We start from the raw sequence: 12,627 nt of genomic DNA, 5'->3' as shown, positions 1-12,627 counted from the left end.
TAACCGCACACATATTAACGGAGTGAATATTAACAACACGAAACTAATATTTACACAACTTGTACTCCGGAAAGGACAGGCATGGCTTTATTAGATGAAACGGCTCTGCTCCTGGAAGGCGGGGCTATGCGCGCGGTGGCAACCGCGCCCGTCGTCGTAAAATTTATTGAAGAAAACGTGATTTTTCCGCATGTTTCCGGGATTAGTGCCGGATGCACGCACATGTGCAACTATTTGAGCAAAGACACGTGGCGCACGCGGGCGGCTTTTATTGACCTCGCGTCGGATCCTCAGATGGGTGGCGTGAAAACGCTCCTTCAGGGCAAAGGCGCGTTTAATGCGGAATATATTTATCAGCACACCTCGCGCGAAGGCGAAGCGCTCCCTTACGATTGGGACACATTCGTCAAGCAACCCACCCGTTTTCGTATCTGTGCGTTGCGGGCGCGCGACGGCGAGGAAATTATGTGGACAAATGAGGACATTCATTCAATCGATGATCTTCTTATTCGCGTCCAGGCGTCATCCACTATGCCGCTCATTATGCCGATGCCCGAAGTTGAGGGCGAAAAATATGTGGACGGGGCGCTGGGGAAAAGTGGCGGAATTCCGCTCCAGGCCGCGCAGGCAGATGGCTATGAGCGTTTCATGGTGATTATGACCCAACCGCGAGACTACATAAAAACACCGTCTGGGCAGATGAATAACGCGATTATGCGCATGTATTTCCGCAAATACCCTGCGGTCTATCGAGCCTTAGAAGAACGCGCACGGAACTATAATCGGACGCGCGCTCAGCTTTTCGAGCTAGAGGCCGCCGGCAAAGCCTACCTGTACTTCCCGAAACACGAGGTCTGCTCAAATAACGAACGTAACGTTGAAAAATTAACTCGTATTTTCGACGACGGCACAGCGCAAATCAACGCAGAATGGCCGAGCATCCGTGCGTTTCTTGGCTTGAACTGCTGAGGCGACACATGACGTAAAGTGGCGCCCAGGCGCACGCTGACATGAACGGCGACATTGCGCGCCGCGACTCGTGACACACGCGCACTCGCCACACATCTGCCATGCGCATTTCACCCTCGAAAACTCGCCCACACGGATTCCCGACTGAATTCCCACACGAAATCTCAGGTGAATTCCTGGTTGAATTCTCGGTTGGGCGCGGATTAATTCACTCGCACGTCATGCCACGCCACAAACGAGAACACCGGCGTTCATGCGAATAGTTCGAGCCGCGACAGTGGTGGCTTCCTCCGGGTTGTGGGTAACGTATATTGCCGTCACGTTTTCCTGCGTCAAAGTGTCGCGTAAAAATTCGCTGAGTTGTGAGCGTAACTGAGTATCGAGAGCAGATAAAGGCTCGTCGAGAAGGAGAACTCGCGGGCGTGGCGCAAGCGAACGCGCGAGTGCCACCCGCTGCGCTTGCCCGCCGGAAAGCGTTGAAATATCGCGGTTTTCAAATCCTTCAAGCCCGATTACGCGAAGCCAATACGCCACCTCTTTCGCAACTTTATCTGCAGGCATTGACCTCTCAACACCATAGGCAATATTTTTTCCCACACTACGGTTGGGGAACAGCTGTCCATCCTGGAACACCATTCCTACCCCGCGTCGATAGGTGGGAAGGCGAGAAATATCTTCGTCGTCGATAATTACGCTACCCGATGTTGCCTCTAAGCCCGCGATTCCGCGAAGAAGTGAAGATTTACCCGAACCGGATGAGCCAAGTAACGCAACCGTTTCCCCGCGCGCAACCTCAAGATTCACGTTATTTACTGCGACGTAACCATCCGGGTAGGTGACGGTGAAATTGTGGAGTTTAAGCATGGGGAACCTCATTTTCCGATGGGGTGGAATGTGGCACGGAACGTGCCGGACGTGGCTGGGATATGAGCTCGCACGCGCCCATGAGCAGAGCCGTTAATCCGCCAAGAAGAACTGCTCCGGCGAGCGCCGCGCCATAATTTTCTGCTCCTGGCTTTCCAAGGAGCTGTGCGATAACGACGGGAAGCGTCACCGTGTCTCCGGACGCGAGGAAGGATGTTGCTCCGAATTCCCCTAGAGACATTGCGCAGGCAAAACCGGCCGCGGCGGCAAAGGCTCGCCGGCACTGCGGAATGTCGACAGTGAGAAGAACTCTCGCCGGGCTTGCCCTCAGGGTTTGCGCAGCTTCGCGAAGACGTGGCGGAATTGCGCGAAGAATCGGAGTGAGGGTACGGACGACGAGGGGCAGGGCAAGGATTCCTTGAACGATGGGAATAAGAATCCACGCATCCTCAATGAGGGGGCGGATAGTGACGAAAAGCCCGAAACCGACCGTTACCGCGCTGATTCCTAGAGGTAAAAGTGACATGTTTTCCAGCAGGGAGAGGAAACGGCGTAGTACCTGCCTATTTTTCCCGGAATTTCGCGGAAGAGGGCGCGCTACCGCGAAAGCCGTGAGCACCCCGAGAACGAGCGCGACAACCGTCGCCAAACCTGCCATTGTCACAGAATTTGCGAGCGCCCCTCCCACATCTGGCCCACCACCAAAACCATGCGTCTGCCCACCACCAAGAAAATGTCGATAATTAGCGAAACTCCACTGCCCGCCTACCTTGAGCGAGGAGAGAATAAGCGTCACGATGGGCACCGTAATGACGGCAATCATTAGCACAGCCATGAAAGCAATCGCGGGGTAGCTACCACGAGTAATACGTTTCGGGCGCAGACCTCGGAGTTGTCCGCTTGCAGATGCGTGCCGATTTTTTGCGCTCCACCACACGGTTGCCATAACAATAAGGATTTGCAGGAGGGAAAGAATTGCTGCCGTGCGCAAATCCAGGAACGTGGTTGTTTGTATCCAAATTTCGGTTTCAAGTGTTCCGTATCCGGGGCGCCCAAGTGTTTGCACAATCCCGAACGCCGTGGAACAAAACAGGAAAATTAAGGAAGCAGCGGCGGTGATGGAAGGGCGCAGGGCAGGTAAGGTGACCGTCCAAAATACGCGCCCCGGCCTCGCGCCCAGTGTTGCGGCCACTTCCTCGTGATGCGGGAGACTTGCCCAATGTGGCCCAACGGTTCTCACAACAACTGAAATATTGTAGAAAACCATTGCCGCAACAACAGCTAACGCCGAATCATCCCACCCGAGAAATGCATAGGGCCCGCCCTCACGCAGCAGAGTTTTGAAAGCAGAACCCACAACAACTGTTGGTAACACAAAGGGCACAATGGCGAGCGCCCGCACAAAGCGTTGCCCGCGGAAACGTATCCGATACAGGCTGTAGGCTACCGGGAGCCCTAGGAGAACGGAGGCAACGCTTCCCGCGAATGCCATCCAGAGGGTTTGCCACAGAATGTGTGCGGTGCGTGAGCTTGTGAGAACGCCTATAGCGCTATCTGCAAGCCCTGCCGACGCAAAACCCGCGTTACCGGGAAGAACACCGCGCACAAGCATTGCCACAACAGGCCAGATGAAAAACACGGCAAGGAAGGCACACGGAATTAACCCCACCAGCCAGCGCACAAGTTTTCCCCACAGCATTGCGCTTCTCATGAAACCAGCACTCGTGTTACGTCCAGGGCTTTTGGTGACGCTTTTTTCCGGTGGCGCGGCAAGATTATCGGCAACACCAGCGCCACCGCCAACACCAAATTTATCCATCACGCCATGCCCTATATCGCGTATTTCGAGCCACGCACGCTACACCCACTACAGATGCTGCGCACACTACATGCCCGCGGCGCTACGCCAGTTTTTCAGCCACGTATCGCCCTTTTCTCCAACAGTTTTGGGGTCGATGGAGATAGGCGAGTCCACCTTTGGCGCGTACTTTACCCATTCATCAGGGAGCTTCACGTCCGTCACGGGATAGATATACATGCTCGGCGCAACGGCTTTCTGCACATCCTCGCTTAACAAAAAGTCCACAAAGGCTTTAGCGCCTTCCGGATTTTCAGCCCCACGCAACACTCCCGCATACTCCACCTGTTTCACACATGTTTTGGGGAGCACGCCCGTCGCGCCGTTTTCAGCGGAGGGCGAGGAAGAGTAGGAGACGACCAGGGGGTATTTTCCTTTGCCCTTACTACCCGAAAAATCTGTGTAGTATGCATCATTCCAGCCACCTGCAACGCGCGTCCCGCCCGCAATCAACTTTTTCCAATACTCTTCGTATTTTGCGTCGCCAAGTTCGTGAACAGTTGCGGCAAGAAATGCGTAACCGGGTGAGGATTGCGCCGGATTTTCTACGACGAGCAACTTCGCATACTCAGGTTTCGCTAAATCTTCTAAGGTTTCCGGGGTTTTTATGCCCTTTTCTTCGAACCATTTTTTGTCGTAGTTAACGCACACATCACCGCGGTCAATGGGCGTGAATTTTTTCTCTAACACCGCTTCTTTTCCGTGATTTTTGGACGTTTCATACTCCACGGCAATATTTCCTTTGAGCGCACGCCCTGCCGTGAACGTATCAACACCGAAAACAACATCTGCTTCCGGTTTTCCGTTAGCAAGAACAAGTTGATTGACGACGGCACCCGCGTCCCCCGGCGTCACTTTTTTCACGGTGTATCCGCTCGTTTTTTCAAACTTTTTAATAACATCATCCGGAAGTGTGAAGGAGTCGTGTGCGATAACTTTGACGGTTCCGCTTCCTTTACCTTTACCGTCGTTTTTAGCCGTCGAACCGCTACATGCACTTAATCCGAGCGCAAGAGCGGACGCAACGGCAAGTCCCGCAAACATTTTTCTCCGCATCCGCGAATTTTGTCCCCACGCAAAAACTCCCCGCGAAGAATTTTGCGTTACATCACACGAACTTTTGCCCTGTACATCGATGTCCGCTTCGGCATAGTCGTATGTTTTTTGAGATTTTATACGTGACATTATTCCTCCTCTATGTAAGGAGGGTCCACTCATACCCCTATGGTATGGGTGGAGAGATTCTCGACTCCCTTGCGCCGGCATTATCCGGATCAGGTTCGAGGGTCTGCATGATGCACTCTCAGCGCCCGGTAGCGCTCCCCTGTCGTTACGTATCTACTATTATGGCACAGATTATGCGGTGGGGTTTATGTTCTGCTTTTCTGTTGAACGTAGAGCCATCTTTGAAACTTTGCGTTCTGCCAACTGACTAATAACAGCCCCTACACTTGCGGAGACAACCGCAAAAATAATTCCTTCGATAAGAGGAGCTGTTGCATCTTCCAGGTCGGGAATATCGCGCCCCGTCGTTTTCCTCCATGCTGCGTGGACGATTTTATCGGTAACAAATCCAGACGCAATACCTACGCCAAAGCTCACAAGATTCCATTTATTCACGATATTCTCCTTACGCAAACCTACGTTTCAACATTTTATATCAGGTGTCTCTTGCGAACGTGCGAAACGCAAATCCTCTCGCAACTCATCCACAACCAAATCATCGGATTCAATACGTCCGGTACGGTATCCGCTTCGGCTCAGCATATGCGCAGAAATCGGGGAGGTTACAAGCTGGAAGAAAATAACCAGAATCATTGTCCACGTCATCGACGTATCGCGCACCAAAAACGCCGCCCCAATGAAACAAAAAATGAGCGACAGCACCTGCGGTTTCGTCGCAACGTGAAGTCGCGTCATCAAATCCGGGTAACGGAACATTCCCACAGCGGAGACGAACGTCAGCACGCAACCAGCAACCAAAAATACGGCGCCCACAACATCCCACACATTAACCACGCGAACCCTCCTTCACCTTTTTTTCGACGACGCCTAAGCCTGCATCTTCGCCCTTTTGCACATCTTGCTCAGGAACGTCCTCTGATGCAAACACCGTCTTATCTGCTTTACGCACACTAGCCTTGCCGTCCACCTTTTCTTGCGGTGTTTCGTTATCGCCCGACGTCACGTTATCGCCAAGTGTTTCGCTTTCGTCGTGGCCACTTAACTCCTCGTCGCCAATTGGGTGCGGAACGCTGTTGCCGTCGTCGATATTATCGGTAACATCGCTACCGCTAGTATCGTCGTCGCTATCATCTTCATCGACATCTGGGTCGTGAACACCCTCGGAATCATCGGTATCCGTATCGTGGTAGAAATCTTTGTCCTCGTCGTCAACATCGGAGGCTTTCCTGCCGGTTTCTTTAATCTGCTGATCTTCCGCCAAATCTTCACGAGTGCGGATACGCGTCATGCGAGCAACCGCAACAGATCCGAGGAAACCAATCACGGCAACAACGACGAACACTGCCAACAGGTCAGGCCGTCGCGTTACGGCAGCCAGCAAGGCGATAGAAGCCATCATGATTGATGTCATCACGTCCAAAGCGCCGGTGCGATCCAAAACCGTCGGGCCTTTGACAATACGCACCACAACGAGAAACGCGGATATTAACAGCAACGCTGAACAAAAAATAATCACATACGTCATTTACACGCCTCCGGAAGAATCAGGGGCAAACGGCGTGGGTAAGCGTCCGGCCTTCGGGCTGGAACCCGGAACGAAACCGGCACGAACAAGCTCACTTCGCGAAGCAAAGGCTCTCAACACGCGCTCTTCCAAATCCAACACCGACTTATGCGCTGCGCTCACTCCACCCGACATTTTCACATCAAAAATATGGACGTACAGGGTTCCAGATTCCGCATCCGTATCGATAACCAGCGAACCGGGCACAAGAGTGGACATTCCGGCAGTAATCACCAAATACGCATCCGATTCGCAACGCAGCTGGACACGAATAACCGCGCCCTTCGGCGTTTTTCGTCGAATAATGAACCACGCCTGCTGCGCGGAGGCAACAATAAGATCCTTCACAAAAATCGTGATGAGGCGGATAACTCCCCACACGCGAAAACGTCCATCGAAATGCGCGGTCGGGAAGGGCGCAACTTCCGTAACGAAGAGAGCTATGGCGAAACCCGCCAAAAGGTTCGCGGGCGTAAACTCACCCCACAGAAGCACCCACACTAATGTGAGCCAGAACAGCACACCCATGGAAGCGCTCGGGAAACGCCCCTCGCGACGAGTCGCCATGGCAACAGCTTGAGCTGCGCGACTTTTTTTCATCACTTACCTCCTTCGGGCGCTGCCGGGACCTCAATATCGTCCTCAGGAATCGGGACGGGTAAAAGATGCCCAAAAACAACATTCATCTTGCGAAGCATTTTCGGGACTTCACGCATATCTGCGTCGTTTCCTGGGCTTTCCTCGGCCCCTTCCCTACCTTCTGGGAACACGTAGACTCTGGGCGCCTTGGTGGGTTTGGGTTTCCCATCGAAAGCCGTTCCCGGTTCCGGTTTCGTGTCATCTTCAGGCACGACGGTATTATCCGCAATATCCGGGGAAATTCCGCGGCCACGCGAACCTTCAGGCAGAACGGCGTTAATATAGGGGGTTCGTTCCCTTAATTCTTTTGCCGCGCCATCCGTAAAGTTGCGTATAGGAGCTGCGAACAGCGTAATTGCACACATAACGACGACGAGGGCGCTCGCGCTCATCACCATTCCGTGATTGTAGGAGCGAAGCGGGAGCGGCTCGGGGGCTTCCTGCCAAAACGCCATATTCCATGCGCGAATCACGGCGTAAAGGGTGAGGAGGGAGGTGACGAGTCCGGCAGCGATAAGCGCCCAATCCATATTTGACCCGCGCCACGCACTTGCCTCCAACAGCCCCATTTTCCCGAGGAACCCAGATAGTGGCGGGATTCCGCCCAAGGACAGTGCGGGAAGGAAATACAGGAAAGCAATAAGAGGCGCTACCCGCATAATGGAGCCAAGCTTTTCCAGCGATGTGGTTCCCGCAACCCAACCAATCAAGCCAACAACAAGGAATAGTGCCGTTTGAACAACAATGTGGTGAACCGCGTAGAAAATGGTGGAGGACAGTCCTTCGTCGGTACTAATTGCAACACCCCACACAAGGTAACCGATATGCGAAACCAGGGTGAAAGACAACAGACGTTTAATATTTTCCTGAGCGATAGCACCTAAAATACCCACGAGCATTGTAATAATGGCGAGTATTGCTAGGACGTCGTCGAGCACATTCCCGGGGAACAGTAAAACTTGGGTACGGATAATCGCATACACGCCAACCTTGGTAAGCAAGCCCGCAAACACTGCCGTAACAGGCCCGGATGCTGTGGGATAAGAATCCGGCAGCCACGCGGAAAGCGGGAAAATAGCTGCTTTCAAACCGAAGGCAACAAGGAAGAAAATCTGCAAAATGAGACGCATACCCGGATCGAGTTCCGCCAGTTTCGTTCCCAAATCAGCAAAACTCACGGTTCCAACCGCAGCGTAGGTAAGCCCGAGTCCCGTTAAGAAAATCATGGAAGAAACCATAGAAACAATCACGTACACGCTTCCTGAACGCATACGTTGCGCGGTGCCACCCATTGTTAACAAGACAAAAGATGCAGTTAACAAAATCTCGAAACCTACATACATGTTGAAAAGGTCGGCGGTGAGGAAAGCGTCAGACACGCCCGCGGAGAGCATCATGAATGCCGGGTAATACACGCTTGTTGGGGCGCCTTTTTCGCCGTCGGCAACACCCTGGAACACCGAATAGACAAGAACAATCAGCGTTACCAACACCGAAACGGTGAGCATAATTGTGGATAGGCGGTCTGCAACGAGGGTAATACCGACGGGTGCCGCCCAGTCTCCCACGTCAAGAACAATCGGGCCTTGAAGGCTGGCGATTAACAGGACAATCGAGACACCCAACACAACACACATTAAGGCGACGGCAACAAAAGCCTGCACTTTGCGTTTGCGAGGGAAGGCGAGAAGAATACCGGCTGCCAGAAGGGGCAAAATAATGGGGAATGGCAACAGCCATGCAAAATTCATCATCGGCTACCATCAGCTCCATGCGTCGCGTCCGGATTGGCAACAATGCTTCGTGCAGAGTTGCGCTTATCCAGCATACGGGTGAAAACGTTGGTAATGAGGGCGAAACGTGGCGGGGAATCGTCAGTTTCGTCCCGGAATTCTTCAGAAGTTTCTTGAAGATCCGTGCCGGCTTCGCTACGGCGTGCATGTCCTTCAATATTTTGACGGTAGACGATCATGCGGTCTTCAACGTCGTCGCGAACTTCGTCGTCGTCACGCAACTGCCAGGTACGGTAGGCCATGGCGAGGAGGAAACCCGTGGTTGCGAGTGTGATAACGATTGAGGTGAGCATCATGGCTTGGACGAGCGGATCAGCCCATTCTTCCGAACTGCCGTTACCGACGAATGCGGGGTTTCCGGAGTGGCCACCGGCGATGAGGAAGAGGATATTAATCCCGTTTCCGAGGCATCCCAACCCAAGAATGACGCGGGAAAGGGAACGCTCCAAAATGAGGTACACACCGACGGCGACGAACACGCCACACATGATAACGAGTGCTATGGATGTGCTCATGCGGGTTCTCCTTTCGAGGCTGTACTCAGACGTTGGCGGGCAAGTTTAAGACGTTCGTCTTCGCTTTCTTGCGAGGCGCGTTCTTCCATTTCGCGTTCGGAAAGGTGTTCGTCGCGTTGTGCCTGGCGGTCATCGGCGGCCGGGGTCAGGTTCGCTTCAGGTTCATTCGGGATGTTTTCCGCTTCGCCGTGGCGATCGATTTCTCCGCCCAGCGACCTCAAGATTTCCGCCACTAAGCCAATCACTGCAAGATACACGCCAATATCGAAAATCAGGGCTGTGGTGAAATGAATGTCTCCGAACGCGGGAAGGGTGAGGTCCACACGGGTTGTTTGTAGTGGCGCGCCACCCAATAACAGGGGCGAGAGGCTGGAGAGTGTTACGAGGGATAAACCGACACCCAATAGGTGTGCTGGCAGAACGGGCATGGAGGCACCCAACTCGAAACGCCCTCCCGCAAGATAGCGCAACGTGAGCGCAATGCCTGCGAGCAAACCGCCAGCGAATCCGCCACCGGGCATATTGTGTCCAGCGAAGAGGAAGAACAGGGAGACAACCAGAATCGAGTGGAACACCATGCGCGTACCTATTTGAAGCATGAGTGGACGCGATGTGGCTCCGGGCAAATTCGTGGAGGACAGCCACGGCAGGTTTTGCCCGCGGCGCGTGGCAACCGAATCGGATTCAAGATAGTAGCGGATATAGGCGTCCGGGTTTTCCTGAATGGATCGCACTCGCTCCCGGTTTTTCGCTTCGGAACCCAAAATATTGCGAAGGCGATCTGTTCCGCCAAAACGGTCGCGAACAAACAGAAGGGAAGCAATTCCCACCGCACACACAACGAGGACCGCCGTTTCACCCATGGTGTCCCATGCGCGAATATCCACAAGGGTAACGTTCACAATATTGCGTCCGTAGCCGAAACTGAATCCCTCGCGTGCAAACAGTTTCGAGATGGGTTGCTGTGTGCGAACACCAGCGGCCAGGAAGGCAAGGCCGGAGAAGAGAAGCCCCGTCGAAACTGCGAGAACGATGCGCCGTGCCTTCACCCACGATGTACGACGAATGGAGAAATTACGCGGAAGGCGGCGCAGAACAAGAACGAAGACAACGAGCGTCAGGGTTTCGGACAGCACCTGGGTGAGCGCCAAATCTGGTGCGCCATAAAGCTCGTAGGTGAGCGCCACGGCATACCCGCCGATTCCCATGAGAATCACGGCTTTCATGCGGTGGCGCGAAGCTGCCGCAAGAAGAACCCCGATGCATCCAATAAAGGCGACGGCCGCTTGCGCCCAGCTATCCCAAGCATGAGGGAACACGATGGTTCGCACAGGGCGGTACACGAGAGCTGCAATGGAGCAGCCGAGTGTGAAAATAAAAATGGTAACGAGGTAGGTTGGTAGCGAACCGGATTGTGTTGCCGCCGTTGTGCGCACGGACACACGTTCGGTGCCTGAAACGATATGGTGGTAGGTATTTTCTGCCGAGAAGGGCAAGAATTTTTCGGGAAGATTCTTTTTTGCCCAGTGGCGTGATCGGTGAATAATGTAACCGGCAGCGAAAATGAAAACGGACAGAAGGAGCGGACCGTTGAAACCGCCCCACAGATGCAGATGCGATTGCATAGCTGCCTGCTGCGGGTATGGTGAAAGATTTTTTTCGAGGAAGGATCCGACATATGGTGTGCATAGGCCAGCAAGGAGTCCTGCTGAAGAAAGAATGACGACGGGGTAGACCGTCAACCGCGAAACAGGACGTAAATGTGTGGGTGGCACACCGGATTTGCTACGGAATGCGCCCCACCAGAAGCGAATACCGTAGGCAACCGTGAGCGCTGACCCGGTAGCGATAATCGCGATTGCAATTATTCCCTGTATTCCGCTTCCCCACAGGTGAGTGAGCGCGGCTTCTTTTGCGACGAAGGCAGCGAAGGGTGGCAATCCAATCATGGAGGCGTCCGCAAGGGCTGCGAAAAACGCAACCGCAGGTATTTGCAAACCGACTCCGGAAAGTTCGCGAAGATCGCGTGTTCCCGTCGAAATATCAACAATTCCGACGCTGAGGAACAGCGCGGATTTGAACAGGGAGTGGGCAAGAATGAGCATCAACCCGGCAAGAAGCATAGCGGGATGTCCATAGCCCACGAATAAAATAATTAAGCCGAGTTGGGAGACGGTGCCGAAAGCGATAACGAGTTTAATGTCGTTTTGGCGTAGGGCTCGGAAGCCTCCAAGGAGGAGTGTGTAGCTTGCCAGGCAGAGCACCATCCAGCGCCAGACCGGGAGCCCTGAGAAACCTGGGGCGAGGCGAGCGATGAGGTAGACACCGGCTTTCACCATGGCTGCCGCGTGTAAATATGCGGAGACCGGCGTTGGCGCAGCCATGGCGGCGGGAAGCCAAAAATGGAAGGGGAACAGCGCGGATTTGGAGAAAGCGCCGATGAGGAGGAGCGCTAAAGCTGCTGCAACCAGTGTGCCTTGATTCGGGCCGAGAGTTCCGGTGATTGCAGAATCCACAAGTTCTCTCATGGAGAAGCTACCCCCGGGGATCATGCCTAGGATTGCGATGCCGGCGAGCATGGCGAGACCACCTGCCGTCGTCACTGTAATTGCCTGAACTGCCGCTCGCCGCGATGTGGTTCTTTCGGAGTAGTGCCCGATGAGGAGGAAACTGAAAACGGTGGTGAGTTCCCAATAAATATAGAGGGCGATGGTGTTATCTGTGGTAACAAGTCCGAGCATCGCGCCTGCAAAGGCAAGGAAAATTCCGCCGAAACGTCCAAGATAGGAGGCGTTTGCTTTAAAATAACGCGAGGAATAAACGAGGACGAGAGCGCCAACACCACTGGCAATAAGCGTGAGGAGTAGCCCCAGCGTGTCAATATAAAAATCGAGATGCAGGCCAAGCTGCGGAATCCAGGGGACTTTCACCTCGTAAACTTCTCCACGCATAATGCGTGGAATGAGCGTACATGCCCACAGGAACGCCACCCCGGGAACAATTGCGAGAACGGCAAAACCACCTCGCCCTCGACGCAACAATGCGGGCGCACATATTGCTCCCACCACAAATAGGGGAAGTAAAATTGGCATGAGCCCTCCGAATAGCGAGTAAACTCGAAGTCTTTCTCAGTATAACTGGTATCTTTTTCATCTTGAAGGGCGTGGAAGACTTACGGAACAATCCCACATTCCTACAATAAGTACATATTGTATGTTAGTTTTTAATTCCTTAATATTA

11 protein-coding genes and 1 riboswitch are annotated in these 12,627 nt (G+C 53.5%); of the genes, 1 reads left to right on the top strand and 10 read right to left on the bottom strand.

Translation table 11 applies throughout. The annotated features are described in order from the left end of the window. Nucleotides 1-81 precede the first annotated feature (81 nt). Complete coding sequence (locus G445_RS0103640; RefSeq protein WP_022866210.1) at nucleotides 82-969, top strand: patatin-like phospholipase family protein; 888 nt, start codon at nucleotides 82-84, stop codon at nucleotides 967-969. 219 nt (nucleotides 970-1,188) lie between these two features. On the opposite strand, the gene G445_RS0103635 is transcribed toward G445_RS0103640, so the two are convergent. From G445_RS0103635 to G445_RS09565, 10 genes are all read right to left on the bottom strand, one after another. After that, nucleotides 1,189-1,833, bottom strand: a complete 645-nt coding sequence (locus G445_RS0103635; RefSeq protein WP_022866209.1) for an ABC transporter ATP-binding protein — start codon at nucleotides 1,831-1,833, stop codon at nucleotides 1,189-1,191. Next, nucleotides 1,826-3,652: an ABC transporter permease gene (locus G445_RS09585; protein ID WP_022866208.1), complete on the bottom strand. Its 1,827-nt coding sequence runs from the start codon at nucleotides 3,650-3,652 to the stop codon at nucleotides 1,826-1,828. The genes G445_RS0103635 and G445_RS09585 overlap by 8 nt, the downstream gene beginning before the upstream one ends. Nucleotides 3,653-3,718: 66 nt before the next feature. Continuing rightward, nucleotides 3,719-4,876, bottom strand: a complete 1,158-nt coding sequence (locus G445_RS0103625; protein WP_022866207.1) for a thiamine ABC transporter substrate-binding protein — start codon at nucleotides 4,874-4,876, stop codon at nucleotides 3,719-3,721. 48 nt (nucleotides 4,877-4,924) lie between these two features. Beyond that, nucleotides 4,925-5,027, bottom strand: a riboswitch (TPP riboswitch). A gap of 20 nt (nucleotides 5,028-5,047) precedes the next feature. Further along, the gene (locus G445_RS09580; protein WP_245855117.1) at nucleotides 5,048-5,311 is read right to left on the bottom strand and encodes a DUF4235 domain-containing protein; all 264 of its coding nucleotides are present in this window, start codon (nucleotides 5,309-5,311) and stop codon (nucleotides 5,048-5,050) included. 27 nt (nucleotides 5,312-5,338) lie between these two features. Then, nucleotides 5,339-5,710 (bottom strand): monovalent cation/H(+) antiporter subunit G, encoded by a 372-nt coding sequence (gene mnhG / locus G445_RS0103615; RefSeq protein WP_022866205.1) that lies wholly within the window; start codon nucleotides 5,708-5,710, stop codon nucleotides 5,339-5,341. Further along, complete coding sequence (locus G445_RS10795; RefSeq protein ID WP_022866204.1) at nucleotides 5,703-6,401, bottom strand: monovalent cation/H+ antiporter complex subunit F; 699 nt, start codon at nucleotides 6,399-6,401, stop codon at nucleotides 5,703-5,705. Before G445_RS10795 ends, mnhG begins: the two co-directional genes overlap by 8 nt. Continuing rightward, complete coding sequence (locus G445_RS0103605) at nucleotides 6,402-7,040, bottom strand: Na+/H+ antiporter subunit E (RefSeq protein WP_022866203.1); 639 nt, start codon at nucleotides 7,038-7,040, stop codon at nucleotides 6,402-6,404. Next, nucleotides 7,040-8,833 (bottom strand): Na+/H+ antiporter subunit D, encoded by a 1,794-nt coding sequence (locus tag G445_RS09570; RefSeq protein WP_022866202.1) that lies wholly within the window; start codon nucleotides 8,831-8,833, stop codon nucleotides 7,040-7,042. Before G445_RS09570 ends, G445_RS0103605 begins: the two co-directional genes overlap by 1 nt. Continuing rightward, entirely contained in the window at nucleotides 8,830-9,387 is a 558-nt protein-coding gene (locus tag G445_RS0103595) for a Na(+)/H(+) antiporter subunit C (protein WP_022866201.1), read from the bottom strand. The genes G445_RS09570 and G445_RS0103595 overlap by 4 nt, the downstream gene beginning before the upstream one ends. Further along, nucleotides 9,384-12,479 (bottom strand): Na+/H+ antiporter subunit A, encoded by a 3,096-nt coding sequence (locus G445_RS09565; protein WP_084676458.1) that lies wholly within the window; start codon nucleotides 12,477-12,479, stop codon nucleotides 9,384-9,386. The genes G445_RS0103595 and G445_RS09565 overlap by 4 nt, the downstream gene beginning before the upstream one ends. Between the last annotated feature and the right edge of the window lie 148 nt (nucleotides 12,480-12,627).

Origin of the sequence: Actinotignum urinale DSM 15805, assembly GCF_000420445.1 — a bacterium.
GTDB classification, from domain to species: Bacteria; Actinomycetota; Actinomycetes; order Actinomycetales; family Actinomycetaceae; genus Actinotignum; species Actinotignum urinale.
This window is presented reverse-complemented; position numbering and strand designations above follow the sequence as displayed.

Coding starts and splice junctions, on each gene's coding strand:
- G445_RS09570 (WP_022866202.1), bottom strand. CDS start 8,833: ATGATGAATTTTGCATGGCTGTTGCCATTCCCCATTATTTTGCCCCTT.
- G445_RS0103635 (WP_022866209.1), bottom strand. CDS start 1,833: ATGCTTAAACTCCACAATTTCACCGTCACCTACCCGGATGGTTACGTC.
- G445_RS0103625 (WP_022866207.1), bottom strand. CDS start 4,876: ATGTCACGTATAAAATCTCAAAAAACATACGACTATGCCGAAGCGGAC.
- G445_RS10795 (WP_022866204.1), bottom strand. CDS start 6,401: ATGACGTATGTGATTATTTTTTGTTCAGCGTTGCTGTTAATATCCGCG.
- G445_RS0103640 (WP_022866210.1), top strand. CDS start 82: ATGGCTTTATTAGATGAAACGGCTCTGCTCCTGGAAGGCGGGGCTATG.
- G445_RS09585 (WP_022866208.1), bottom strand. CDS start 3,652: ATGGATAAATTTGGTGTTGGCGGTGGCGCTGGTGTTGCCGATAATCTT.
- G445_RS09565 (WP_084676458.1), bottom strand. CDS start 12,479: ATGCCAATTTTACTTCCCCTATTTGTGGTGGGAGCAATATGTGCGCCC.
- G445_RS0103595 (WP_022866201.1), bottom strand. CDS start 9,387: ATGAGCACATCCATAGCACTCGTTATCATGTGTGGCGTGTTCGTCGCC.
- G445_RS0103605 (WP_022866203.1), bottom strand. CDS start 7,040: ATGAAAAAAAGTCGCGCAGCTCAAGCTGTTGCCATGGCGACTCGTCGC.